The sequence below is a fragment of the Pseudomonas sp. EL_65y_Pfl2_R95 genome, from assembly GCF_963971045.1.
In the GTDB taxonomy this organism is placed as follows: Bacteria; Pseudomonadota; Gammaproteobacteria; order Pseudomonadales; family Pseudomonadaceae; genus Aquipseudomonas.
In genome coordinates this window covers 440,835-466,858 of the sequence record NZ_CAXAOV010000005.1, presented here as the reverse complement: position 1 = coordinate 466,858, position 26,024 = coordinate 440,835, and the positions used below count along the sequence as shown (strand labels likewise).

The 26,024-nt window shown below is 55.3% G+C and carries 22 protein-coding genes and 1 pseudogene; 14 read left to right on the top strand and 9 right to left on the bottom strand.

The window, feature by feature from the left end:
- The first annotated feature begins 304 nt into the window (after nucleotides 1-304).
- The 3 genes from AACY09_RS17850 (at nucleotide 305) to AACY09_RS17840 (ending at nucleotide 3,442) form a co-directional block, all read left to right on the top strand.
- The gene (locus tag AACY09_RS17850) at nucleotides 305-1,606 is read left to right on the top strand and encodes an MFS transporter (protein ID WP_339489920.1); all 1,302 of its coding nucleotides are present in this window, start codon (nucleotides 305-307) and stop codon (nucleotides 1,604-1,606) included.
- On the top strand, nucleotides 1,606-2,790 hold the full coding sequence (locus tag AACY09_RS17845; RefSeq protein WP_445323867.1) for a M20 aminoacylase family protein: 1,185 nt from the start codon (nucleotides 1,606-1,608) through the stop codon (nucleotides 2,788-2,790). The genes AACY09_RS17850 and AACY09_RS17845 overlap by 1 nt, the downstream gene beginning before the upstream one ends.
- 160 nt (nucleotides 2,791-2,950) lie before the next feature.
- Nucleotides 2,951-3,442 carry a GNAT family N-acetyltransferase gene (locus AACY09_RS17840; protein ID WP_339489919.1) on the top strand — a complete coding sequence of 164 codons (492 nt, stop codon included), beginning with the start codon at nucleotides 2,951-2,953 and terminating at the stop codon, nucleotides 3,440-3,442.
- On the opposite strand, the gene AACY09_RS17835 is transcribed toward AACY09_RS17840, so the two are convergent.
- A complete protein-coding gene (locus tag AACY09_RS17835) occupies nucleotides 3,443-3,646 on the bottom strand; it encodes a hypothetical protein (RefSeq protein WP_339489917.1) in 204 nt (67 codons plus the stop codon).
- A 33-nt stretch (nucleotides 3,647-3,679) separates the two neighbouring features.
- Between AACY09_RS17835 and AACY09_RS17830 the strand changes: the two genes are divergently transcribed.
- Entirely contained in the window at nucleotides 3,680-4,423 is a 744-nt protein-coding gene (locus AACY09_RS17830) for a glutaredoxin (RefSeq protein WP_339489916.1), read from the top strand.
- A 13-nt stretch (nucleotides 4,424-4,436) separates the two neighbouring features.
- Here AACY09_RS17830 and AACY09_RS17825 read toward each other — a convergent pair whose 3' ends face one another.
- The 3 genes from AACY09_RS17825 to AACY09_RS17815 form a co-directional block, all read right to left on the bottom strand.
- Entirely contained in the window at nucleotides 4,437-5,807 is a 1,371-nt protein-coding gene (locus AACY09_RS17825; RefSeq protein WP_339489915.1) for an MFS transporter, read from the bottom strand.
- A gap of 336 nt (nucleotides 5,808-6,143) precedes the next feature.
- Nucleotides 6,144-6,833, bottom strand: coding sequence for a response regulator (locus AACY09_RS17820; RefSeq protein WP_339489914.1), 690 nt, complete (start codon nucleotides 6,831-6,833; stop codon nucleotides 6,144-6,146).
- On the bottom strand, nucleotides 6,808-10,254 hold the full coding sequence (locus AACY09_RS17815) for an ATP-binding protein (RefSeq protein ID WP_445323877.1): 3,447 nt from the start codon (nucleotides 10,252-10,254) through the stop codon (nucleotides 6,808-6,810). Before AACY09_RS17815 ends, AACY09_RS17820 begins: the two co-directional genes overlap by 26 nt.
- Before the next feature lie 262 nt (nucleotides 10,255-10,516).
- Between AACY09_RS17815 and urtA the strand changes: the two genes are divergently transcribed.
- The 7 genes from urtA to AACY09_RS17780 all read left to right on the top strand — a co-directional run bounded on the left by urtA (nucleotide 10,517) and on the right by AACY09_RS17780 (nucleotide 17,560).
- Nucleotides 10,517-11,761 carry an urea ABC transporter substrate-binding protein gene (urtA, locus tag AACY09_RS17810; protein ID WP_339489912.1) on the top strand — a complete coding sequence of 415 codons (1,245 nt, stop codon included), beginning with the start codon at nucleotides 10,517-10,519 and terminating at the stop codon, nucleotides 11,759-11,761.
- Nucleotides 11,762-11,879: 118 nt separating this feature from the next.
- Nucleotides 11,880-12,800 carry an urea ABC transporter permease subunit UrtB gene (gene urtB / locus AACY09_RS17805; protein ID WP_339489911.1) on the top strand — a complete coding sequence of 307 codons (921 nt, stop codon included), beginning with the start codon at nucleotides 11,880-11,882 and terminating at the stop codon, nucleotides 12,798-12,800.
- A gap of 100 nt (nucleotides 12,801-12,900) precedes the next feature.
- Nucleotides 12,901-14,085, top strand: a complete 1,185-nt coding sequence (gene urtC / locus AACY09_RS17800) for an urea ABC transporter permease subunit UrtC (RefSeq protein WP_339489910.1) — start codon at nucleotides 12,901-12,903, stop codon at nucleotides 14,083-14,085.
- Nucleotides 14,082-14,843, top strand: coding sequence for an urea ABC transporter ATP-binding protein UrtD (gene urtD / locus AACY09_RS17795; protein ID WP_339489909.1), 762 nt, complete (start codon nucleotides 14,082-14,084; stop codon nucleotides 14,841-14,843). Before urtC ends, urtD begins: the two co-directional genes overlap by 4 nt.
- Nucleotides 14,844-14,939: 96 nt before the next feature.
- Nucleotides 14,940-15,629: an urea ABC transporter ATP-binding subunit UrtE gene (gene urtE, locus AACY09_RS17790; RefSeq protein WP_339489908.1), complete on the top strand. Its 690-nt coding sequence runs from the start codon at nucleotides 14,940-14,942 to the stop codon at nucleotides 15,627-15,629.
- Nucleotides 15,630-15,850: 221 nt separating this feature from the next.
- Nucleotides 15,851-17,080: a formamidase gene (gene fmdA, locus AACY09_RS17785; RefSeq protein WP_339489906.1), complete on the top strand. Its 1,230-nt coding sequence runs from the start codon at nucleotides 15,851-15,853 to the stop codon at nucleotides 17,078-17,080.
- Between the two features lie 132 nt (nucleotides 17,081-17,212).
- A complete protein-coding gene (locus AACY09_RS17780) occupies nucleotides 17,213-17,560 on the top strand; it encodes an FmdB family zinc ribbon protein (RefSeq protein WP_339489905.1) in 348 nt (115 codons plus the stop codon).
- A gap of 276 nt (nucleotides 17,561-17,836) precedes the next feature.
- Here AACY09_RS17780 and AACY09_RS17775 read toward each other — a convergent pair whose 3' ends face one another.
- The 5 genes from AACY09_RS17775 to AACY09_RS17755 form a co-directional block, all read right to left on the bottom strand.
- Nucleotides 17,837-18,178, bottom strand: coding sequence for an addiction module antidote protein (locus AACY09_RS17775; protein WP_339489904.1), 342 nt, complete (start codon nucleotides 18,176-18,178; stop codon nucleotides 17,837-17,839).
- The gene (locus AACY09_RS17770) at nucleotides 18,171-18,503 is read right to left on the bottom strand and encodes a type II toxin-antitoxin system RelE/ParE family toxin (RefSeq protein ID WP_339489903.1); all 333 of its coding nucleotides are present in this window, start codon (nucleotides 18,501-18,503) and stop codon (nucleotides 18,171-18,173) included. Before AACY09_RS17770 ends, AACY09_RS17775 begins: the two co-directional genes overlap by 8 nt.
- Nucleotides 18,504-18,776: 273 nt before the next feature.
- Nucleotides 18,777-20,564, bottom strand: coding sequence for an IlvD/Edd family dehydratase (locus tag AACY09_RS17765; protein ID WP_339489902.1), 1,788 nt, complete (start codon nucleotides 20,562-20,564; stop codon nucleotides 18,777-18,779).
- Between the two features lie 31 nt (nucleotides 20,565-20,595).
- Nucleotides 20,596-21,981, bottom strand: coding sequence for an MFS transporter (locus AACY09_RS17760; RefSeq protein WP_339489901.1), 1,386 nt, complete (start codon nucleotides 21,979-21,981; stop codon nucleotides 20,596-20,598).
- A gap of 46 nt (nucleotides 21,982-22,027) precedes the next feature.
- On the bottom strand, nucleotides 22,028-23,209 hold the full coding sequence (locus AACY09_RS17755; protein ID WP_339489899.1) for a fumarylacetoacetate hydrolase family protein: 1,182 nt from the start codon (nucleotides 23,207-23,209) through the stop codon (nucleotides 22,028-22,030).
- Nucleotides 23,210-23,321: 112 nt separating this feature from the next.
- Between AACY09_RS17755 and AACY09_RS17750 the strand changes: the two genes are divergently transcribed.
- From AACY09_RS17750 to AACY09_RS17740, 3 genes and pseudogenes are all read left to right on the top strand, one after another.
- Entirely contained in the window at nucleotides 23,322-24,278 is a 957-nt protein-coding gene (locus AACY09_RS17750) for a LysR family transcriptional regulator (RefSeq protein ID WP_339489896.1), read from the top strand.
- Nucleotides 24,279-24,404: 126 nt separating this feature from the next.
- A pseudogene (locus AACY09_RS17745) lies at nucleotides 24,405-24,539 on the top strand (hypothetical protein); the annotation flags it as partial.
- Nucleotides 24,540-24,622: 83 nt separating this feature from the next.
- Nucleotides 24,623-26,020 carry an MFS transporter gene (locus tag AACY09_RS17740; protein ID WP_339489894.1) on the top strand — a complete coding sequence of 466 codons (1,398 nt, stop codon included), beginning with the start codon at nucleotides 24,623-24,625 and terminating at the stop codon, nucleotides 26,018-26,020.
- Nucleotides 26,021-26,024 lie beyond the last annotated feature (4 nt).

The following is a 26,024-nucleotide window of genomic DNA, read 5'->3' as shown; positions in this document are numbered from 1 at the left end:
GCTATGCGAAACAGTTAATTGAATTTTAGCGGTGGCGGGTGGAGTGGGTTTTTATGACTCATTGGCCAATAGATAACGTGAAGGATGGAAACCGATTCGCCAACCCTAAGCTGCGCAACACTGGGCTAATCTGGGGCGGCGCTCTTATCTGAGGCCTATTGTGCCCCGCAATAAAGCAGGCTAGAGCCTTTCATGCCGAGCAAGTTAACCAATAGCTAATGCCTAGCCGAATGTGCATGTGTATTGTTTTTCCATTTGCCAGATAGTGATTTCACAACAACTACGGTGATGGAGATAGGCTCTTATGCAAGCGCAAACGCTATCAGTCACGAGTGTCGACAGCACTCCCACCCCGGCACGCCAGCAAGAGCGCAAAGTGGTTATTGCATGCTCTTTGGGTAACGCGCTGGAGATGTATGACTTCACTATCTACAGCTTTTTCGCCGTCTTGATCGGCAAGCATTTCTTCCCGACCGAGTCGGCCGTTGCTTCTTTATTATTATCGCTCTCGACATTCGGTGTTGGGTTTCTGATGCGGCCAGTGGGCGCAGTGTTGATTGGCCGTTTCGCCGACATAAAGGGGCGTAAAGCGGCCTTGAGCCTGACGATTGGCCTTATGACGCTGGGCACGGCGATGATTGCCTTCTGCCCGACGTATCAGCAGATTGGGGTGCTCGCCACGGTCATCTTGGTTTGCGGACGCTTGATTCAGGGGATTTCAGCCGGAGGCGAAATCGGCACTGCTTCGGTGTTTCTGATGGAGTCCGCAACCCGTGCCCGCCGCTGTGAAGTGGTTAGCTGGCAGCCTGCCAGCCAAGGTTATGCTGCCTTGATCGGTGCAGGATTCGGTTTTGCCCTCAGCCAGTTTTTGGATACCGCATCACTGGAGAGTTGGGGCTGGCGAATTCCTTTTATCTTTGGCTTGTTGATTGGCCCCGTTGGTTGGTACATCCGCACCCGCCTGCCTGAGACTCACGATGAGCAGGCTCCGGCTAAATCAGTTGCGGCCTCGGCCACCTCTGCGGCCTTGTGGCGGCGTATCGGGCTGGGCATCGGTCTGATGGCCAGCGCGACCATTGGCATGTATTTGTTTGTGTTTTATATGCCGACTTATTTAGTCACCGCCTTGAACTACCCGCGCAGTAGCGCCATGGCCATTGCCTGCGTTGCGAGTGCCTGTATCGCCATCATCACCCCGTTGGCGGGACGTTTCGCCGATCGCTATCAATTGCGTAAGAGCCTCTTGGGTTGGACCGTTGCGCTGCCTGTGGTGTTGGTGGTTCCGGCTTTTTATGTTCTCGGCCATACCGCCAGTTTGCCGCTGGCGATGCTGATGGTGGCGGCATTGGTATTGCCAAGCTGTGTGGGCGCCGGCGCCTTTTTCTCGCTGATTATGGAGGGTTTCTCCAAGGAGAATCGCGCGTTGGGCACCTCCGTGAGCTACAGCTTTGGCGTGATGCTATTTGGCGGCTTTTCACCCTTGATCGCCGCATCCCTGACCGCCGCATTCGACAGCCCGATGGCCCCGGCTTTTTACTTGGTGGCGGGTGGTGTCGTGAGCCTGATTTGCCTCAACTACTTTCCTGAACATAAAGGACGTGAGTAATGACTATGTCTACTGCCCTGCAAAAAACTGCTGCGAACTATGACAGCGCCACCTTTGTCGATATTCGCCGCCAGATTCACGCATCGCCCGAACTGGGTGGCGATACGCCCAACACCGCGTCGATGGTCGCTGAAATGCTTGAGGGCTGGGGCTACGAAGTGCATCGCAATGTGGGTGGTCATGGTTTGGTTGGCGTGCTGCGCAACGGCGACAGTGACCGTTCGCTGGGCATCCGGGCCGACATGGACGCGCTGCCCATGAGTGAGAAAAATCAGTTCGCACATGCCAGCCGTGTCCCAGGCCGCATGCATGCCTGTGGTCACGATGGCCATACGACGATTCTGCTCGCCGCCGCTGCGCGAATTGCTGAGACGCGCCAGTTCAATGGCACCCTTAACCTGATATTCCAGCCCGACGAAGAAGGCCTTGCCGGCGCCAAGGCTATGATCGACGACGGCTTGTTCGAGCGCTTCCCCTGCGATGCCGTCTTCGCATTGCACAATATGCCAGGCATCCCTGTCGGAACCTGTGTCGTTCAGGCCGGGCCAACCATGGCGTCTTCAGAGCGGGTCGCCATCAATATCACCGGCAAGGGTGGCCATGGCGCCATGCCTGAGCTAACCCTGGATCCGGTTCCGGTATTGGCGAGCCTGATCAACGCCATCCAGACCATCAAATCTCGGGTGCTGGCAGTGCAGGAGTATGCCGTCATCAGCATTGGCTCCGTGCAAGCGGGCACGGTCTACAACATCATTCCTGATGAAGCGTCGATGCTGATTAGCGTGCGCACCGACACCACCGAGACTCAGCAAAAGATCAACGCCCGTCTGACTGAGATCGTTAAAGGCCATGAGCTGAGCTTTGGCGTGAAGATCGACATGAGCATGGCTCAGCTGGCTCCGGCTCTGGTCAACCACGAACATGAAACCGAAATACTACGCCAGAGCCTTAGCCCACTGTTTGCCGAAGGTCAGGTGCTCTCGACGTTGCCGAAAAAAGTCATGGGTACCGAAGACTTCGCCTATATGCTGGAAGAACGGCCCGGCTGTTATTTCATGTTGGGCAACGGCACTGGCGAGTTCCACGGTTGCTCGGTCCATAACCCGCATTACGACTTTAACGATGAACTGATCGACCTCGGCGCAGATTGTTGGATCAAACTGACCGAGCGTTACTTGGCCTAGTGGTTTAACAGGCTGGGTCAAAGGCCTGATGCCCCCTTGGCGGTTTGTCCGCCGTTGCTCTTGCTCTTGCTTGGGTAACGGCTGGTGTGGGTCTTTCATTGCGGTTGCTCCCTCAACATTGTTGTGAGACGTTGAGGTTTTACCGATTATCAGGAAGACCATGGGTATTCGATTGACCCAAGCAAAGGACTGGATGCTTTTGAAGCACGTCCGGCTTGCCGCGCTTTTGGACACGCCGACAGCGTTTGCCGTGAGCTATCAAACTGCAGCGAATTACAGTGACGAACAGTGGCAGGTACGCGCATCGTCCGCCACAACAGAGTTCTGGTTGGCCATCTGTGATGATAAGCCGGTGGGAATGGTGGGGGCAGTGCTCAGCAGCGCGAATCGCTATAACTTGATAGGCATGTGGGTCGAACCCGCTGCACGCGGCTCTGGCGTGGCAACTCAACTCGTTGCGGCAGTCAAGTCTCGTGCGCTTGAGAAAGGCCATGATCGGGTTTTTCTTGAGGTCTCCTCAGACAGCATCAGAGCCTTGAACTTCTACCTTAAGCAGGGTTTTTCACCTATTGAGGAATGGGAACCCCTGGATAGCCATCCGCATATCACCGTCCAGACAATGGTCTGGACTGTTGATAGCGGCTGCCAGTGATCAATCCCTTTTAGCCCAAAGTGATTTACCTTTCTGCTTGGCTACCTTGGAAATATGCCCGTTCTCTTTTCGATCTCTGAACTGTCCTGACGTATGCGCCTGCTCATTCTCAATGAACTTTAACACCTGACAATTTTCCCATTTTTGTACACCAAATGGCTTTTTAGCATCATGCGCGAGGCAGTTCGCTACGGCGCTTGGCATGCGAAAAGCCTCCAGGCTGAATGGGGATTACGCATGAGTAACAATCAGAAGCACGCAACGATTTATCGAATGGTTATGGAAAAGCACCTGTGCCCGTTCGGTTTGAAAGCACTCGACCTGCTTGAAAGAGAAGGCTTCGAAGTCGAGGACAACTGGCTTCGCACTCGCGAAGAAACCGATGCATTTATGGCTAAACACTCGGTAGAAACAACGCCGCAGGTCTTTATCAACGGCGACCGAATTGGTGGTTTTGATGATCTGAAAAAGCACCTGGGCAAACCCGTTAAAGACCCGGATGAAGTCACCTATCAACCGGTAATCGTGGTGTTTGCAACGGCGGCGCTGATGGCGTTGGCTGCATCCTGGTTGGCGTTTGGCAGCCTGTTTACACTACAAGCCCTTGAGTGGTTCGTGGCGTTCAGCATGTGCATCTTGGCGTCGCTCAAGTTGCGCGACCTGGAAAGCTTTTCCAACATGTTTCTGGGCTACGACTTATTGGCTCGCCGGGTGGTTAGGTATGCCTATGCATACCCGTTCGGGGAACTCATTGCCGGCGTGCTGATGATATCCGGTTCGCTGGTTTGGCTTTCAGCTCCGCTGGCCATTTTCATTGGCAGTATCGGCGCTTATTCCGTGTTTAAAGCGGTATACCTTGATAAACGAGAGCTGAAGTGCGCTTGCGTTGGCGGCGACAGCAACGTTCCGCTGGGGTTTGTATCCTTAACCGAGAACCTGATGATGGTCGGTATGGGGCTGTGGATGTTAGTCGCTCATTAGGCGATTCGGCGGTTTACGAGGTTCTGGATTGTGACATGCGTAAACTGCTCGCGATGGCGGCCAGCACCGCAAAGCATCCGGCCAAAATTAGTGAGGCGTGGGTGCCGTTGTCGTGAAACAGGTTGAACATCAAGGCTACCAACGCCGCACCTAAGCTTTGCCCAAGCAAACGCGCCGTTCCCAACATGCCACTTGCACCGCCACTGCGGTTTTTCGGGGCGGCCGAGATAATGGTGTGGTTATTGGGCGATTGGAATAAACCGAAGCCGGCGCCACACAAGGCCATGCGCCAAATAATGTCGAGGCTGCTGGGGTCTTGAGGCAGCAGGACCAAGCCAAACAAACCCACTGCCATAACCGCCAGCCCAATACAGCCTAATAAACCGGCATGGACGCGGCCAATCAAATAACCGGCAACCGGTGCCAAAACCATAGTTGCCAGTGGCCATGGGGTTAACAGTAAGCCCGTCTCAACGGCGGTTCTGCCCAGGACTGTTTGCATGAAAAACGGCAGCGATACCAGTGCCATCATTTGCGCACAAAACGAACAGACCGAGGTGCACAGCGATAACGAGAAAATAGGAATTCGCAGTAAATCAACGGGCAGTAATGGGACCGGAAGTTTCAGTTGGCGACGAATAAAAAAGTACCCAACCACCACAAAGGCTGCGAGCTCACTGGCAATTAATAAGCCGGGTTGTCCTTGTGCAAATCCACTGATGGCTGAAATTAATAAGCCAAAGGTCAATGCATTCATGATTGCGCTTGGAATGTCGAAACGCTGATTGGCGGCTTTTTGCTGATTGGGCGGAAGAAACTTCAGTGCCAGCAGCAACGCGAAAATTCCAATGGGCACGTTGACTAAGAACAGCCACTGCCAAGACGCAACCGACAAGATGGCGGCCGCAACAGTCGGGCCTGCCGCAGATGAAACGGCCACGACAAAGGAATTAATCCCCATGCCCCGGCCGAGAAAGCGCTGTGGATAAATAAGCCGTATCAGCGCGGTGTTAACACTCATTAAGGCGGCGCCACCAAAGCCTTGCAGGACTCGGGCGAGGGTCAGCATATCCAGCGATGTTGATAAGGCGCAAAACACCGACGTTAAGCAGAACAACGCAAGACCACATTGGTAAACACGTCGGTAACCAATCAAGTCGCCAATAAATGACAGGGTCAGCAACGAAATGATAATGGCGATCTGGTAACTGTTGACCACCCAAATGGATTCAGCCGGGCTTGCGTTCAGGTCTTGGGCAATCGTGGGCAAGGCAACATTGGCAATCGCACCGTCGAGCACGGCCATCGTTATGCCAAGACCGATGGCTAAAATTGCACCCAAGCGTTGGCGGCCAGGTAGCCCATCAGCAATACATTTATCCATGGGTGGTTTCTTTCGCCGTCGATTCAATAGCTAGCTATTGTTTTACGCTAGCATCCTTCGATCAGCAAATCAGCATGATTTCGTTGCACGACTATTTGCGGTGAATTGCTGGTGGGCTTATATGGCTTGTGAAGTTAGAACCCGTGAACACATCAGGGCACGCTGCTCTGTCAATTAACAAGCGACCCATAATTGCCTGTTAATTGCTGGCGCTGCAACGCTGTCTGACTCAGGCCAAATCTGCACTGGATGCGCGGCAGGCGGATTACTTGATTAATTGAAGGCGGGCATGCTGCAAACGATGATGGCGCAAGGCCCTGCTGCGCCATCACCTGATCATCGCCCCACATTAGCAGAAATTGCCACGGCGGCTGCAGCCGTGCGAGTTTCTACGCCGAGCTTCACGTAAACGTGCTCCAAGTGTTTGTTCACTGTGCGTGGTGACAGGCCAAGGATGTCCCCGATATCACGATTAGTCTTGCCGCAGGCGACCCAGCTGAGCACTTCGACTTCACGCTCGGTCAGGGAAAATCGTGCAGACAATGTTTCATAAGCCGTTTCGTTGCTCAGGCTGATGTCTCTGGGCGCAGCGGCTTCGCGGGCGGATTTGAGTATTTGCGCGGTGCGCAGGTGAGAGGCCACGCGGGCGATCACTTGTTCGGGGTGAATGGGCTTGGTGACGTAATCGATACCGCCTGCTGCGAAGCCTTCAATCACGTGTTCGCTATCGGTCAGTGCCGTCATAAACAGTACGGGAATATCCGCTGTCTGTGCTTCGGCTTTGATCCGCCGGCAGGTTTCGAATCCATCGAGGCCCGGCATCATGGCATCAAGCAAAATCAAGTCTGGGCGGCGGCGCTGAATACGCGACAGTGCGCTGAGGCCGTCGAGCGCGACCAGCACCATATAACCCGCATCATCTAGGGCATCAGAAAGCAGCGCCAGGTTATCTGGTGTGTCGTCAACAATCAGAATGACGCCGCGGGTGGCGGCCGCATGTTCATGGGGTGATGTCAGCGCGTTCATGGTCGGCCTTCTTGAGTTGGCGGGTGAGTTCGTCGAGTCGGAAGTTTTTCACCAGCAGGCGTAAGGGGGCGGTGAAGCCTATGAAGTCCGCAGATTGCCTGTCGATGTCATCAAGTTTGTCCTGCAGACCCCGGATATAACCGAGTGCGGCCAGTTCATGCAGCGCTTCCAAGTCACTGGCTGCCGGCAAACAAAGCGGTGACGTGTGGGTTTCGAATTGAGTGGTGGGGCGGTGTAGCCACTGCAGGTCTAACTGCTTCTGGATGCGATCAAGTAACTGCGGCGTGTGCACCGGTTTGGCCAAATAGTCATTGCACACGCTGGCCGCGCTGCGTTCGCGATCATCAGCAAAGGCGTTAGCGGAGAGCACAATAATGGGCACTTGCGACAGCGCGTTGCGGCGGATCAGGCGGCTGGTTTCCCAACCGTCCATTTGCGGCATCGACAGGTCCATGAAAATCAGGTCCGGGTGCAGCAGAGCAACTTGGCGAATGGCTTCATGTCCACTGGCCGCTTGGGCGATATTGAACCCCAGTGGTTCGAGCATACCGGCGAGCACGCGTCGATGTTCGAGGTGATCATCGACCACCAAAATCAACCGCCGTGGGCCTTGATAACCGATGATGTCGTGCTCGACATGCACCACCGCTTGCGGTACGCGAACCTCAGAGAGAAACAGGCGCACCTGAAAGCTGGTGCCTTGATCGAGCACGCTGCGCACCGACAACTCGCCGCCCATTAGCGAGGTGAGCATGCGGGTGATTGTTAAACCAAGTCCGACGCCGTTGTCTTGGCGCATTAAATCGCCACGCTCGAAGGGCTGGAAGATTCGTTCGATATGTTCCGGATCGATGCCTATACCGGTGTCGATAATCTCGAAGTTTGCCGTTTCGCGCAGGTAACTCACACGCAGGCAAACTTCGCCGCTGTCAGTGAACCGCACAGCGTTGCCCAGCAAATTGATCAGAATCTGGCGCACACGCTTTTCATCGCCGCGTACAACGGCCGGCATGCGGCCCGTGGTTTCCAAGCGAAAGCGCAGGCCTTTCTCCTCGGCTTGCGGAGTAAACATACGATCAAGCTGGTGAATAAACTCTGGAAATGGAATTTCTGAGAACTCAAGATTGAGCTTGCCAGCTTCAATCTTGGCCACATCAAGCAAGCCGTCTATCAACGAAAGCAGGTGCGAACCACTGCGGAAAATCGTGCCAAGGGCGTCTTTGTGTTGGCTGGGCATGGCGCCATCGCGCTGCAGAATCTGGGTGTAACCGAGAATGCTGTTAAGTGGTGTGCGCAGTTCATGGGACAGCCCCGTGACATAGCGGCTCTTGGCGGCGTTAGCGGCTTCACTGGCTTCCTTGGCTTTTTGCAGTTCTTCGTCGGTACGCCGATGCGCCTCGATTTCCTGCATCAGCAATACGGTTTGTCGGTCTGATTCTTTCTGCGCAACGTGGCGGCTTTCGCGGGTCAGCACCACCCACCAAGCCAGAATCGCAGCAAACAGCGAGAGGGTTAGCAAGGCCTTGAGGAACGACTGATACAGCGTTGCAAGCATCTCCGGCGAATGCGGCAGTAATCCATGGGAAATCTGCCCGTAGATCAACGCCAGCGCGCCGCTTAACACCAGCACCAACACCGTCAATAGCCCCAGATACTGAGCCAGGCGACTGTGTAGCCGTGGAATTGAGCCTTTGGGCAACAGCCAGCGCGCGAAGTCGTCTATCTGTTCACTCAGACGGGCATGCGGTTTACAGGCATCACCGCAGCGCGCATCAAGCGAACAGCACAGTGAACAAATGGGTGTGCTGTAAGCCGGGCAGAACGCCATGTCGGGCACTTCGAAGGCATTGCTGCACAGGCCGCATTCTAAGGTGGCCTGCGGCCCTGAAGGGTAGAGCAGTTGCGGCTCACTGGTGCGCGCAATGTAGTACCGGCCTTGGGTCAACCATGCAATCAATGGCGCAAAAATACAGGCACTGCCGAGCGCAACTATCGGAGAAGCCGCTTGAGCCATGGCGCCAAACAAGCCCGCGTAGGCCAGCCCGGATAACAAAGATGCGATCAACATGGAGCCGACGCCAACCGGGTTGATGTCGTAGAGGTGGGCGCGCTTAAATTCGATGCCTTTGGGTGACATGCCCAGCGGCTTGTTAATCACCAGGTCTGCCACCAGTGCGCCGATCCAGGCGATAGCGATATTGGCGTAGAGGCCCAAGACCTGCTGGATGGCGTCGAATACGCCCAGCTCCATCAACATCAGCGCAATGGCGACATTGAACACCAGCCAGACCACTCGACCGGGATGACTATGCGTCACGCGGGCGAAGAAGTTCGACCACGCCAGCGAGCCGGCATAGGCGTTGGTCATGTTGATTTTGATCTGCGAGATGATGACAAACAACACCATTGCCCCAAGTGCCCACTCGGGTGAACTGAACACGTAATTAAACGCGACGAGGTACATCTGCGTCGGTTCGGCGGCGCGCTCAATGGGGATTTCATGTTGCAGGGCGAGAAACGCCAGAAACGCACCGGCGAGCATCTTCAAGGCACCGGGAATAATCCAGCCCGGCCCGGCCATGATCAAGGCTGCCCACCACCGTTTGCGGTTGGCTTGGGTCTGCTCAGGAAGAAAACGCAGGTAATCGACCTGCTCGCCAATTTGCGTCACCAACGCCAGTGTCACGGTGCAGGCTGCGCCGAAATACAGCAGGTTAAAGGTGCCGCCTTCACCTACGCGGCCGCCGAAACTGGTGAGGTCGCTAAAGGCGGTTGGGTTTTTCCACATCACAAACAGGTAGGGCAGCAGCAGCAAGAACAGCCAAAGCGGCTGAGACCACATCTGCAAGCGGTTGATTAAGGTAACTCCATATGCCACCAAAGGAATAACGATAATCGAACAGATGACATAGGCCACGGCTAGCGGGATCTTGAAATACAGCTCCAATGCCAGCGCCATGATCGCGGCTTCCAGAGCGAAAAACAGAAAGGTAAAGCTGGCGTAGATCAGCGAGGTGATGGTCGAGCCGATGTAGCCGAAGCCCGCGCCTCGGGTCAGCAGATCCATATCTACGCCGTAGCGAGCAGCGTAGTAGCTGATGGGCAGCCCGGTCATAAAAATCACCAGCGCCACTGCCAGCACGGCCCATAGCGTGTTGGTGAAGCCGTAGCTTATCGCCAGCGCGCCGCCAATAGCTTCAAGGGCGAGAAATGAAACCGCGCTCAGCGCCGTATTGGCAATGCGCAGCTCCGACCATTTACGGAATGACTTCGGGGTAAAACGAAGCGCGTAGTCCTCCATGGTTTCGTCGGCGACCCAGCTGTTGTAGTCGCGGCGAATCTTGACGATACGCTGGGTGCCGGTTGGTTGCACGACGCGGTTTCCTTGAGTGTCTGTACAGCGATTGAGCGATCGGCACATTAGCCATAGGGGCCAGGTCGCTGCTTGCAACAAGCATGCCTCAGCGCTCAAGGGCCCGCTCACGCGCGCGAGCTTTAATCTGGCTGCTGTTCAGGCGTGATCTTGCACCAGTGCAGGGCATTTGCCTGTACGTCAGACGACGTATGCCGTTACGTCAACCTGCGTATACCGCCATGACTGCCGACAGCCGCATTCTTGCTGCAACCCGACACGGCACCCGCAAGGCGAGCCGGTGCGGCAACACCACAATAGGAGCAAGACCATGGATTCAAGACTGACGGGTGCGAAAAAACTTCTTCCCCGGCGCCTGACTCTGGGGGCCGCGGCGCTTTCATTGCTGGCAGCCAGTATGTTCAGCCAAACCGCTTTGGCCGATGACGCCAACACCACCGGTTTGGCCGTGACTGATACCACTGTGACAGTTGGCCAGTTGCACTCCGCCACTGGCACCATGGCGATTTCTGAGACCGGTTCGATACAGGCCGAGCGTTTGGCGATTGATCAGATCAACGCCTCGGGCGGTATCTTGGGTCGGCAAATCAAAATCATCCAAGAAGACGGCGCTTCTGACTGGCCAACCTTTGCCGAGAAAGCCAAGAAACTTCTAGAAAGCGACAAGGTTGCCGCGGTATTTGGTTGCTGGACCTCCGCCTCGCGTAAAGCGGTATTGCCGATCTTTGAGAAAGACAACGGTCTGCTTTACTACCCGACTTTTTATGAAGGCCTGGAGCAGTCGAAGAACGTGATTTACACCGGTCAGGAAGCGACTCAGCAGATCCTTGCGAGCCTCGACTGGATCGCCAAAGAAAAAGGCGCCAAAACCTTCTACCTGCTCGGCTCTGACTACATCTGGCCGCGTACCTCGATGAAAATTGCCCGTAAACACATCGAGAACGTGCTGGGTGGCAAGGTGGTGGGCGAAGAATATTACCCGCTGGGTAATACCCAGTTCGGTTCGCTGACTAACAAAATCAAACTGAAAAAACCGGATGTGGTTTTCGCCGCAGTTGTGGGCGGCTCCAACGTAGCCTTTTACAAGCAGTTGAAAGCCGCCGGTATTACCTCCGACAAGCAAACCCTACTGACTATCTCGGTTACCGAAGATGAAATGCTCGGCATCGGTGGCGAGAACATGAAGGGTTTCTACTCCTCTATGAAGTACTTCCAGACCTTGGATAACCCGAACAACAAGAAATTTGTTGAGGAATTCAAAGCCAAGTACGGCAAAGACTCGGTCATAGGTGACGTGACCCAAGCTGGCTACCTCGGCCCATGGTTGTGGAAAGCGGCGGTAGAGAAAGCCGGTAGCTTCGACGTCGACAAAGTGGTTGCAGCCTCCCCTGGCATCGAACTGACCACCGCGCCAGAAGGTTACGTCAAAGTCCACGAAAACCACCACTTGTGGAGCAAGGCGCGAATTGCCGAGATCCAGGGTGACGGTACTTTCAAAGTGGTTCACGAATCCGAGCTGATCGAGCCGAACCCATTCCCTAAAGGCTACCAGTAAGCAACGCCAACAAACGAAGCGATGACCGCATGCGTCATCGCCTCTAAGGTCGCCCGCAATGATTGTCGGGCGAACGCTTATCTCCCTGTTTAATTTTCCACCAGCGGGAGCCTTCCAAATGGACGTATCACTCTCCGAATTCGGCGCGATTGCCGTTATGCAAGGCTTTAACGGCCTGTCGGTATTCTGCGTATTGCTGCTCATGGCCTTGGGTCTGGCGATTATTTTTGGCCAGATGGGCGTGATCAACATGGCTCACGGCGAGTTCCTGACCGTCGGGGCATACACCACTTACGTAATCTCATCCGTCACCTTGCAGTACTTCCCGGCGATGCAGCCGTACTACTTTTTCTTCGCCATTGTCGCCTCATTCTTGATTGCCGGGGCCCTTGGCTGGCTGGTCGAGTGGTTGATGATCAGCAAGCTCTATCACCGGCCGCTGGACACGCTGTTGGCCACTTGGGGTTTGTCTCTGGTAATGCAACAGGCGTTCCGCTCGATCTTCGGTGCACGGGAGGTCGGCGCAGAAATGCCGGAATGGATCATGGGGTCTTGGGCGCCTTCAGCGGCCATTGATATTCCTAAAAACGGTTTGTTTGTGATGGGGCTGACAGCCCTGCTGACCGCCACCATTTTCATCATGTTGTACCGCTCGCGCTGGGGTTTGCATGTTCGCGCGACGATGCAGAATCGGGTGATGAGCCGCGCGGTAGGGATTAACACCAAGAAAGTTGATCGCATGACCTTCGCCCTGGGTTGCGGTGTTGCGGGTGTCGCGGGCGCGGCCTTTACCACTATCGGTTCAACGGGCCCAACCGCCGGTTCGCTGTACATCGTCGACACCTTTCTTACGGTGGTCTTCGGCGGCGCAGCCAGCTTGGTGGGCACCATTGCCTCGGCATTCACTATCGCTCAAGCGCAGTCGATCATGGAATTTTTCCTCTCTGGCTCAATGGCCAAAGTACTGACCTTATCCGCAGTGATCTTGATCCTGATGTTGCGCCCTCAAGGCCTGTTTTCGATAAAGGTGCGCAAGTAATGCAGATGTCTCTTTTGAAAGGCGCCAGTGCGCTGGCGCAGGAGTTTGCAGTAGCCCTCTGGGTGGCTGCAAGCGTGATGCAGAGCCGTAGGAGCCGTCCATGAAAAACGCATATGAAAGTCTGCTCGGTGGCAAGCAGGGGGCCATTGGCTTGTTGGTGTTGGCTGTGTTGATCCTGGTGGTGTTCCCGCTGATGCTCGATACCTTCCGTCTGAGCATGGTCGGCAAGTATCTGACTTACGCATTTGTTGCCGTGGGGCTGGTGCTGTGCTGGGGCTACGGCGGTATTCTAAGTCTCGGCCAAGGCATCTTCTTCGGCCTTGGGGGTTACTGCATGGCGATGTTTCTTAAGCTAGAAGCATCCGACCCAGAAAGCACCAAGATCCAGTCCACTCCCGGCATTCCGGACTTTATGGATTGGAACCAGATCACCGAATTACCCGCGATGTGGCAGCCGTTCCATAGCTTCAGTTTCACCGTTTTGGCGGTAATTGCAGTTCCCACCCTGTTGGCTTTGATTATTGGCATCGCCATGTTCAAACGTCGGGTTGGCGATGTGTATTTCTCTATTGTCACCCAAGCAATTGCCGCGATTCTGACCATCCTGATTATTGGTCAACAGGGTCTCACGGGTGGGGTCAACGGCATCACCGATTTGAAGACGCTCATGGGTTGGGATATCCGCCCAGATAGTTCGAAGATCATCCTTTACTTCGTTAATGCATTGTTGCTGCTGGGCTGTGTATTGCTGGGTCGCTTTATCCTTACCTCGAAACTGGGTCGACTGTTGATGGCCATGCGCGACAAAGAAGAGCGCGTGCGTTTCTCCGGCTATGACGTCGCCAGCTTTAAGATCTTCGTATTCTGCGTGGCGGCCGCTTTCTCGGCTATTGGTGGGGCGATGTTCGCCTTGCAGGTTGGCTTTATGTCGCCCAGTTTCGTCGGCATTGTGCCGTCAATTGAGATGGTCATTTTTGCCGCCGTGGGTGGGCGTATGTCGCTGCTTGGCGCGGTATACGGAACCCTGTTGGTGAGCTTCGGCAAAACCTATTTTTCCGAAAGCTTCCCCGAACTGTGGCTGTACTTGATGGGCGGCTTGTTTATCGTCGTCGTCATGTATTTCCCCAATGGTATTGCCGGGTTGTGGGAGAGCCACGGGCGTAAATGGATTTCACGCACTTCGCTTGGCAACAAGCTATTCGGTCAGCCGGTACCCAAGGCCCGCGCTACGGCAAGCAAGCCCCTCGCCGCGCAAGCCCCCCGTGAACTGGAGACCACGCCATGAATAGCCCAGCAGGATTCCAAGCAGCCAAACCCGTATTGGCCATTGAAGGGTTGACGGTATCGTTCGATGGCTTCAAGGCGGTCAACGATTTGAACCTGTACGTCGATCGCAATGAAGTGCATGTGGTGATCGGGCCCAACGGTGCCGGGAAAACCACGGTGCTGGACTTGATCTGTGGCAAGACCAAATCAACCGCTGGCAGCATCGAGTTCGATGGGCGTGAGCTGACCAAAATGCGCGAGTTCGACATCGTTCGTGCTGGAGTAGGGCGCAAGTTTCAGAACCCGTCGATCTACGAGAACCTGACGGTGTTCGAAAACCTGGAAATGTCTTATCCCAAAGGCCGCAAAGTATTCAGCGCACTATTTTTTAAACGCACTCCAGAGGTCATCGCTCGGGTTGAGGAGGTCGCCAGCGAGATTTTTCTCAGTGATTTCCTCGATAAGCAAGCTGACTTGCTGTCCCACGGACAAAAGCAGTGGCTGGAGATCGGCATGCTGCTGATGCAAGACCCAGCGCTGCTGATGCTTGATGAGCCCGTTGCAGGCATGAGTGTTAGCGAGCGGGCGCAGACCGCGCAGCTGCTAAATCGTATCAGCCAGGGTCGTTCAGTGTTGGTTATTGAGCACGATATGGAGTTCGTTAAAAGCATCGCTCACAGGGTGACCGTATTGCACCAAGGCAAGGTACTGGCCGAGGGCAGCATGGAAACGGTGCAGAGCAATCCCAAAGTGATTGAGGTGTACTTAGGGCATTGATTGCCCTGTGCCAAGAGCCCTATTTATCGAACAGAAAGACCGTGCGTTTGCAGGATTTGCCTGGGGTGATCCTGCGAACCATTACAGGGGATAGCCATGTTTAAAATAAGCAATCTGGTGTCCGGTTACGGCCAGAGCCAAATCCTTCACGAACTTAATTTGGACGTGGCCAAGAAGGAGATCGTTGCGGTCATGGGTCGCAACGGTATGGGCAAAACCACGCTGTTTAAAAGCCTGATGGGGGTGCTTCCGCAGTGGGGCGGGCAGATAACCATCGACGGTCAGGATGTATCCAAGCTGGAAACCCATCAACGGGTGGAGCATGGCATCGCTTATGTGCCGCAGGGGCGGATGATTTTTTCGCACATGAGCGTCCTGGAGAATATTCAGACCGGCCTGCCAGCTTCAGCCAAAGGCAAAGTGCCGGATGATCTTTACGCCTTGTTTCCAGTGCTGCACGAGATGCGTTCACGCAAGGGCGGTAACCTTTCCGGTGGCCAACAGCAGCAGCTTGCGATTGCTCGTGCCCTAGCGACCAACCCCAAGGTTTTATTGCTGGATGAGCCAACTGAGGGCATCCAGCCTTCGATCATCAAAGACATTGCCCACAAGCTCAAAGAGATTCGCAATCTGCGTGATCTAACCATTGTGGTGTCCGAGCAAGTGCTGTCGTTCACCATGGAAGTGGCGGATCGTTTTCTAGTGATAGAGAAGGGCAAGTTTGTCATCGAGGAAACCCGCGACAAGGTCGATGAGGCCACCATTAGTCGTTACTTGTCGGTGTAGCCTCACGCCTAAGCGGTTGTTCAACATCGTCGATAGCCGAGCTGGCACAGGTTTTTGTGCTGGCTTTTTTTGCTTGTGCGCTTCGTGCTGAAAGCCTCGTAAGTAGCGGCTTTTGCCCATACGTCATTCAGCGTATTTCGTGTTTTTCGTCCACGTTTAAGACTAGCTCCATACCCGGCGTTGCCGCGCAATGTCCTATCAATGGTCCCAGGAGTCTTGTCATGACCGAAACGCTAATCAAGGTCGACCTTAATCAGCCAGCCACCGAGAATGAGCAGATCCATAACCGCTGGCATCCAGATATTCCGATGGCGTGTTGGGTGAAGCCGGGCGAAGATTTCATCTTGGAAACCTATGACTGGACGGCTGGCGCGATCAAGAACAATGACGACGCCAGCGACGTACGGGATGTGGACTTGTCTACCGTGCACTACTTGTCTGGCCCGGTGGGTGTCCATGGCGCTGAGCCCGGTGATTTGTTGGTGGTTGATCTGCTCGACATTGGCGCCAAAGCCGAATCTATGTGGGGCTTCAATGGCTTCTTCTCCAAACAGAACGGTGGTGGTTTTTTAACCGATCATTTTCCAATGGCGCAAAAAGCCATTTGGGACTTCAAAGGCATGTTCACCAGCTCGCGGCACATTCCGGGTGTGAACTTTGCCGGTCTGATTCACCCGGGCTTAATCGGCTGTTTGCCTGATCACAAAATGCTGGCCGACTGGAACAAGCGCGAGCAGGAACTGATCGACACCGATCCGCATCGCGTTCCGGCACTGGCCAACCCGCCGATGGCGCCAACTGCGCACATGGGCAAAATGAAGGGTGAAGCGCGCGACTTGGCTGCGCTGACTGGCGCGCGCACCGTGCCGCCGCGTGAACACGGCGGTAACTGCGACATCAAGGACTTGTCCCGTGGTTCCAAGGTGTTCTTCCCGGTTTATGTAGACGGTGCGGGTCTGTCTGTCGGCGATTTACACTTTAGCCAAGGCGATGGCGAAATCACCTTCTGCGGCGCCATCGAGATGGCCGGTTGGATTCACATGAAGGTCGAGCTGATCAAAGGCGGCATGGAGAAGTACGGCATCAAAAACCCAGTCTTCAAGCCAAGCCCGATCGTGCCCAACTACAACAACTACCTGATCTTTGAAGGCATCTCGGTTGATGAGGAAGGCAAGCAGCACTACCTCGACGTTAACATTGCCTACAAGCAGGCTTGCTTGAATGCGATTAACTACCTGACCAAGTTTGGTTATTCGCCAGCGCAAGGTTATGCATTGCTCGGCTCGGCGCCGGTACAGGGGCATATCAGCGGGATTGTCGACGTACCCAATGCCTGCGCCACGTTGTGGCTGCCGACCGAAATTTTCGATTTCGACATCAACCCGAACGCCAACGGTCCGACCAAGTTCCTCGACGGCAGCATTGATCTGCCGATTGCGCCGGACCTTTAAACCCAACCGATTTATCGATCAACACGCCGGTGGTTTACCCCGGCAACCGAGTTCTCCCCCTGGCAAGTTTGGCGCTTTGGACGGCGGCCAGGCTTGTCAGGGTGGTGAACACTAGTATTTCAGGAGCCGGGCATGCCGATCTATGAATATGACTGCGCCAGTTGCGGTGACTTCACCCTGCTGCGCCCCATGGCTGATCGCGATCAACCCTGCGATTGCCCGTATTGCGGCACCTTGAGTAAGCGCGTGATTCTGAGCGCACCGAGTCTGGCGACAATGCCGGGCACCCAGCGTCGCGCCATCGCGGCCAACGAGCGCAGCGCCAACGCCCCGCAAACTCTTGATGAATACAAACAAAATCGCAAACACCCGAAAGGCTGCGGCTGCTGCACCCCCAACAAACCACTGGCCCCAACCAAAGCCAACCCCCACGCCCTGAAAAGCAAACCCGCTGGCCGGCCGTGGATGATTAGTCATTGAGGTGAGTTGTTTTTAAAGTCTGCTGACGGTGAAATTGAAAGTGACATCCAAGCATCAACAACTTTAACTATAACGTTGGGTAATTTTCCCATGTGACACACTCAAAAGATCATCGTTTATCACGAAGCCATTAGGCAGGTATAGACCTAGGGTATTTTGCCCTTACAGGCGCAGCCACTAGCGGCAATGATTATCGGCAGGGAGTCGGGGTGAGCAAAGTAACCAAAGCGATCAGCAGCTGTTATAAACCTTTAGTCTGCAACGGCTGCTTAATAATCAGCTCTGCGCGGCGGGCTCTGAATCGCACTGTTTGTGAGTCGCAACCTTAGACAGACCAATACCTAAAGCAGATAAAATTTTTAGCAGGGTCGATAGCTTTGGATCACCCTGTGCAGAAAGCGTACGGTAGAGGTTGGGTCTAGCTAGGCCGGTAGCATTAGCCACTGCAGACATTCCCCCTCTTGCTTCAATAACGCGTCGAACTGCTTGTAGAAAAACCGCTTCTCCACCCACTTCATCGATCTCTTCGAATGCAGAGGCAAGATACTCAAGCGCGAATCCCTGGTCTTTGCTGAGCATTTCGATCACGGCGTTATCATGCGAAATTGTGCTAACCATTGCTGTTCCCCTCTTTAACCATCTGCCAGATCGCTTTGGCTTGATCGACATCATTCTGTTGCAGTTTTTTTGTGCCTCCTCCCAGTAGGAGAACTATTTCTCTGCTTGCCATTGCGTAGTACACCCGGTAGCCGGGGCCATAATCTATGACCAATTCGTAGACACCCTCTCCAACTGAGTGATGCACGCCAAAGTTTCCCTGCCCGGCGCGGTCCACGCGGGTCATTATTTTCAGTTTGGCCCTGCGGTCCCGCAGGGTATCTAGCCAGCACTGATAGATATCAATGCGGTTGGCTGTAAGAGCACGTCTAATTTCGTATGCCACAAGTGTACCTTTAAAGAGACATTCGTCTAATTAAATAAATGCACAGGACATAAAGGTTGGTGGGCACCTATTAGTGCCAGGGCAAAGGCTAAGCCCCAATACATTTACGCAGGTTAGGCTTAGGCCTAGACGGGTCACGCAGGCAACGTACTTTTGGTCAGCCATGACTGACTGGTTGGATTTACTCAGGATGCAAGTAATTTGCACCGATAATACAAAAGGCCCAGGGTTTCACCTGAGCCTTTGGTTGTATCTGCTATATGAGCTTGAGCATCAATGCGAATGTCTTGGCACGCCGCCTTCACGGGCGATGATTTTCATGTGCAGGGTGGCGGGCTCGAGGCAGCCGCCCGTAGAGAGTTGCCCGACCAGTTGGCGATAGAGTTCCTGCCACGGCGTTTGCGATGCAGGCATGTTCGGCACCCAAGCGGCGCGACGTGTCTCCATTTCAGCTTCATCAATTAACAGGTCAACGCGGCGGGAGTTCAGGTCGACGCGAAGGCGGTCGTTGGTTTGCAGCAGCGCCAAGCCGCCGCCAATGGCAGCCTCTGGTGACATGTTGAGGATTGACGGGCTGGCCGAGGTTCCGCTCTGCCGGCCGTCACCTAGGCATGGCAGCGAATCGATACCGCGTTTGATCAGCGCCGCTGGCGGGGCCATGTTGACTACTTCAGCGCTGCCGGGGTAGCCGACAGTGCCCGCGCCCCGGATGACCAGAATGCATTGCTCGTCGATATTCAATTCTGGGTCGTCGATTCGTGCGTGATAGTCCTCCGGCCCTTCGAAAACAATGGCCCGGGCTTCGAAGCTGTTCTCAGCGCCAGGCTCGGACAGGTAGGTCTTGCGAAAGGCCTCGCCGACCACCGACATTTTCATGATTGCACTGTCGAAGAAGTTACCGCTGAGGACGATAAAGCCTGCCCCATGCTTGAGTGGCGCTGCAAACGGCAGGATGACTTCGTCGTTACTGCTCAAGGTGTTACTCACCACTTCGCCGATGGTTTTTCCACTGACGGTGGCGCAGTGTTCATGCAGGCGTCCGGCTTTCAGGAGTTCGTGCATCACTGCGGGTACGCCACCAGCACGGTGGAAGCCCTCGCCGAGGTACTTGCCAGCGGGCATGCAGTTGACCAGCAGGGGCACGTTTTCGCCGACACGCTGCCAGTCGTCCAGCGACAACTCAATGCCCATGTGCCGGGCAATGGCGATCAGGTGAGGCGGGCAGTTGCTTGATGCACCCAGCGCCGAGGCTACTGCGATGGCGTTTTCGAAGCTGTCACGGGTCATGATGTGCGAAGGGCGTACATCATCCAAGACCAACTCGCAGATGCGCTTGCCGGTGGCATAAGCCATCTGCCCGCGCTCTCGGTAGGGCGCGGGAATACTGGCGCAGCCGGGCAAGGACATACCTAAAGCTTCGGCCAGGGCGTTCATCGATAGCGCTGTGCCCATGGTATTGCAGTGCCCCACAGAAGGCGACGCCGCCGTGGTCATTTCCATAAAGCCTTCGTAATCGATCTCGCCTGCAGCCAACAGATTCCGGGCATGCCACAGCACGGTGCCGGAGCCAATCAAATGGCCCTTGTGGTGTCCATCAAGCATCGGGCCGCCTGAAAGGACAATGGACGGCAGGTCGGTCGTGGCCGCAGCCATCAGGCAGGCCGGAGTAGTTTTGTCGCAACCTGTGGTCAGCACCACGCCATCCAGTGGATAACCATGGAGGATTTCCACCAGCCCCAAATAGGCGAGATTTCGATCAAGCGCGGCAGTGGGGCGGCGGGTTTGTTCGGCGATTGGGTGGACCGGGAATTCCATTGGAATCCCCCCTGCGTCACGGATACCGGCTTTTACCCGTTGAGCGAGCTCCAGATGATGGCGGTTGCAGGGCGTCAGGTCGCTGCCGGTTTGCGCGATACCAATGATGGGGCGCCCCGATTGCAATTCGCCCCGGGTCAGGCCGTAATTCATGTAGCGCTCGACATAGATCGCGGTCATGTCAGCATGGTCTGGATCATCGAACCACTGCTGGCTGCGCAGCGGGCGTTTTGGATTCTGGCTCATGATTATTCTCTTGTGGTTGATGGCTAAGCCATCAGCGTTGCAACGCAGGAGCGTTGGCGAGTTCTGGTGTGGCGCCACTGCCGACTGCATCGTTCAGGTCAGTCAGGTCGCGGCCACGGGTTTCAGTAGACAGCAGGGTGCCGATTAAGGTCAGGCAGGCCAGGGCCAAGGTGTACAACGCCAATACCCAGTAGGCGCCTCCGGCCAAGCCAACCAGCAGGATTCCGAGGATCGGCGCCAGGCCTCCGGAGAGCATGGCGCCGACTTCCCGGGCGAGTGCAACTCCTGAGTAGCGATAACGGTTGCCAAACAATTCGGTGAAGTGCGCGCACTGAGCGCCAAGCATGCTGTTGGCGCCGATTGCAAAACCGCCGACCACGGCGATAGTCACCAGCAGCGGCTCACCACTGTCGATCATCCACCAAGACGGGAAAGCCCAGAATGCGCAGAACATCGCACCGCCGCGGTATACCGCCAAGCGTCCAAACCGATCAGACAAGGCGCCGAACAACGGCGTGGTGAAGACGCTCAAGACGCTCGCGGCGAGCACGGCATTGGTACCGATATCGACCAGATTAGCACCATTGTTAGCCAAGTGACGACTGGCGAAGCTGGTAAGAAAGGCGATTGAAACCGTGGCGTAGAGTGTCGAGCAACCGGTTTCGGCCATGCGCATCAGCGTTGTCGCGGCTAAGGGTCGGCGGGCGTTTTTCAATACGGCGCGCATCGGTGAATCGATGACTTGCTGACTCTGGCTGAGTTGTTTGAACACCGGGCTTTCTTTGAGCTTGAGGCGAATCCATACCGCCATTGCGATCAACACCACGCTGGCAAGAAATGGCAGGCGCCAGCCCCAGTCGAGCAACTCTTCTCGGCTCAGTGATGCGTCAAGCACCCTGAACGTAATAGTCGCCAAGGCGAGGCCGCTGAACACCCCGATAAAGGGTAGCGCCGCATAGAATCCCCGTTGGTTGCGTGGGGCGAGTTCAGCCATCAAAGTCGCGGCCCCCGTTTGCTCAGCCCCTGCGCCGAAGCCTTGCAGCAGGCGCAACAGCACGAGTAACACCGCACCGACTGGGCCGGTCGGTAGAAGCCCAATCAATGTGGTCGCTGTGCCCATCAGGGCAACGGTCAACAGCAACACCAGTTTGCGTCCTTTACGGTCCCCCAGCGAGCCGAAGAACAGCCCACCAAAGGGCCGTGCCAGAAAGCCTGCACCATAGGTCGCGAAACTGGCTAGCAGGCCGCCAGTGGTGCCCAAGGATGGAAAGAATATATGACCAAATACCAAGGCCGAGGCCAAGCCGTAGATCGCGAAATCGTAGTATTCCAGAGCGCTGCCGATTGCACCGGTGAAGATTGCCCGGCGCAGTTGACGCGGGTCAGCCGCGGCGGCAGTAGTGGATGCGGTTTGCATGTCAAACCTCGCTTTTATTGTTATGAAGCGTCTGGTTATGAGGCCATCAGCGGCTGAGCAGACCTCGGTCTGATAGATTGCGCATCAGGGCGCTAACGCCAAATGTCCAAGGTGCGGCCTTGTCGCTGCCGGTGACTTGGTTGTGCAGCGTGCCAAGAAGAGGGCTGCTGATACTCACTTGATCGCCAGGTTTGTGGGTAAAACCGGCGCCTGCATTGTCACGGTCCTCGGTGGGCGCAAACAGCGTGCCGAGAAATAACATGAAGCCATCAGGGTATTGATGGTTGCTGTTAAGCGTCTGCCCAACAATGTCCTCTGGATCGCGGCTGATCTGATCCATCGAACTGGTGCCAGCCAGTACGAAGCCGTCTTCACCTTGGACCTTCAGGTCGACTACGCACTGGCGCACGGCGTCAAGATTGAAACTCTGGTCGAACAGGCGAATGAACGGGCCAATAGCGCAGGACGCATTGTTGTCCTTGGCTTTACTTAGCAGAAGAGCGCTGCGCCCTTCGAAGTCTCGCAGGTTTACATCGTTGCCCAAGGTCGCCCCATGGATCCGACCGCGACTGTCGACAGCCAAGACGATTTCGGGTTCGGGGTTGTTCCACTGCGAGCCCGGATGCACACCGATCAGGTTGCCGCTGCCCATCGACGACAGTACAGGAGCTTTGGTGAAAACCTCGGCATCCGGACCAATGCCTACCTCGAGGTACTGCGACCACATGCCTTGCTCAATTAAGAGTGCCTTGAGTGCCATGGCCTGCTCTGAGCCGGGCTTTACTGCTCGCAGGTTATCGCCGATTACTGAGCGAACGGTGGCGCGTACTTGTTCGGCTTTTGCAGCGTTACCACCGGCCTGCTCTTCGATGACGCGCTCAATCATGCTCGCGGCGAAAGTCACGCCGGCAGCCTTGATCACTTGCAAGTCCAACGGCGCTAGCAAGTAAGGCTTTTCAACATCGGAGTTCGCGCCGGTATTGGCGAGCAGGGCTTCAACGCTGGCGACTAAAACGCCAGGGGTGCTGCGCACGGCCTCTAGGGGGTTGTCTTGCTCAAGCAGTTCACTGAGGGTTGCAAAGCTGGCCGATAAGTCGAACACGCCATCGGCGCGCAAAACGATCGGCGACGGGCCTGCGATATTGCCTGGGATCCAGGCGCGGCCAATCAGCGTTCCCACCAAGCCATCAGCGGGCAGCGTGTTTTCGGGAGTCAAAGTAAGTGGCATCGCAGGTAATCTCTGGTCCATAAAACATGCACGCTAGGTAATTGTGGCGATAAACTCCAATGGCGTATTCTCACCAATCAATAACAGTTAGTTATTGCAACCAGGCGACCTCATGTCAGACCTCTCGTTTTCTCACTTTTGCAATTGGCTCAAGTTTCGGCATTTGATCTTGGTCGATACGCTTGCTCGCACAGGTAACATGCACCTTGCCGCACAGCAGATGAATCTGAGTCAGCCCGCGTTAAGTAAGATGCTCAAAGAGATAGAGCATTTGCTCGGGTTTGCGGTGTTCGAGCGTCAGCCGCGGAACATGCCGCCTACGGATTTGGGCAAGCAGGTGGTGCGGTACGCGCAGATGGTTTTGAATGATGCACGAAATTTCGTCGACCAGATTTCCAGTCTGCGAGAGGGCGGGCATGGGCACTTGAAGGTCGGCGGGATCTTTGCCGCGACCGCAGTCGCTTTGCCAGATGCCATTGTCGAGATTAAGCAACGCTGGCCGTTGTTGGCCATTGAAGTGGTGGAGCAGACCAGCGACCACCTGATGGCCATGCTTGATGAGAAAATCCTGCACCTTGCTGTGGCGCGATTCACTGATGTTACCCAGTGTCAGCGCTTCGATTTTCTACCCCTAGCGCCTGAGCCTTTCTGTTTTGTGGTTAACCATTCGCATCCACTGGCCGAGATCGGGTCGGTGACTTTAGAGCAGTTGCTTGAGTGGCAATGGATCCTCTACCCCAAAGGCTCGCCCATTCGCGGGCGTATGGAGTTGGCATTCGCCGAGGCAGGCGTGGCAGTCCCACGCAACACTATCGATACCATTTCCATGCAGACGTTTCTGAAAGTCCTGCTGGGAGGGCCGATGATTGGCATGTTGCCTCAGGCCATGGTTGAGCCACACCTCAAAAGCGGGGCGCTACGTGCACTTAACACGCCCTTGTACTTGGCCCCTCAGGATTACGGCATCCTGACTCGCAAGGGTGAAGCCCTTAGCGGAGCGGCTCTGGAATTTGCCGAAATCCTCTTGGCTAATTCGCCGCGGGCGCGGGAGCGCGGAGGGTCTGAATGATAACGCTTCGTTATCGATTGATTGGCAAATGCCATTGGGAATGAATCGGTTCACTGCATAAATTGACGCCCGGATTATTCACGTATTTCTGGAGCGTTCATGTCTGTGTATGCGGGTCACAACTTCATTGACCTCTTTCTGCGTCCGGTGTGTTACCAGAATTTCCTCGATTCCCAGCTGCCACTGGCGCTGCAGAATGCCAATCCGCTCGGCCCATTACGCCGTATATATGGCCGACCAAACCGCGAATCTATTGCTTAATCGCTGACCCACCGGGAGCGAGTTGCCCGGTGCTCGATCGATAAAAATAATCAGGCAAGTCAGCCCGCCAAGAGGTCATATTGATGCACGCCCAAATTGAGCCACCTGCTTCTCTCTCCCGCGATAAGGGCTTTGAAGATCGCACTTACCGAAAGGTCATCCTGCGTATCTTGCCAATCCTGCTCCTGTGCTACATGGCGGCCTATCTTGATCGAGTCAATATAGGCTTTGCCAAGCTGGACATGCTCTCTGACCTGCAATTCAGTAATACCGTTTACGCCCTCGGCGCCAGTATGTTCTTCTGGGGTTACTTCCTCTTCGAGGTGCCTAGCAATCTACTGTTGCACCGCTACGGTGCTCGTTTCTGGATTGCCCGAATCATGCTGACATGGGCCGTTATCTCAATGGCAGTGGCCTTCACCGTACCCTTGGCCAACCTCTTCCATGTTGAATCAAGCACGATGTTTTATACGTTGCGCTTTCTACTCGGCATCTGTGAAGCAGGGTTCTTCCCAGGCGTGATTCTGTACCTTAACTTCTGGTTTCCGACCCACCGACAAAGCCAAGTCATGTCTGGCTTCCTGATTGCCATGCCGATCAGTTTGACGCTTGGTGGCGTACTTTCCGGGTGGTTGATGACCCGCTTCGATGGCTGGCATGGAATGGCTGGTTGGCAGTGGATGCTGCTGATTGAAGGCATTCCTTCGGTGATCATGACGGTGGTGGTGTTCACTTGCCTGTGTGACAACATCGACAAGGCCGCTTGGCTTACGAGCGAAGAGAAAAAGCTCCTCAAGGCAAATCTGCAGCAGGAGAGTCACGGCAAGGCAACCCGTTTGAGTGAGGTGTTCTTCAACAAGCGCGTGTGGCTGCTGGTGCTGATCCTGCTGACCTTCAACACCGGCTTCTACGGTTTGGCGTTCTGGATGCCTTCTATTATCAAGAGCACGGGTGTTACCAGTAGCCTCGAAATCGGCCTGTTGACCGCTATCCCCTATGGCGTGGCTGTTGTCGCGATGTTTCTCAATGCCCGTCACTCCAATCGCACTGGCGAACGGCGTCTGCATGCGGCGATACCGGCGTTCATCGGTGGCTGCGGTCTGATACTCAGCGCATATTTTGCCGACAATCTGGTGCTTTCGATCTTGTTTCTGACCGTGGCAGCCTCCGGCATTCTTAGCTTGATGCCCATCTTCTGGACCCTGCCGGGCACCGTGCTGTCCGGGGTCGCTGCAGCGGCAGGCATCGGCATGATCAATGCGATTGGCAACTTGTCCGGCTTCACGGGTTCAATGATCACTGCGGTCGCCGAAAACATGACGGGCAATATCAACAATGGCACCTACGTGCTGGGCTTTTGCCTGTTCGCCAGTGGTTTGCTGATCCTGACTATCCCGGCAGTAATGCAGGGGCGAGCGGCTCGCACGCCAGCAACTAGCGCCGAGCTGGAGGCAGCAGGCGCAAGCATAGCCGTGCGCTGAACAT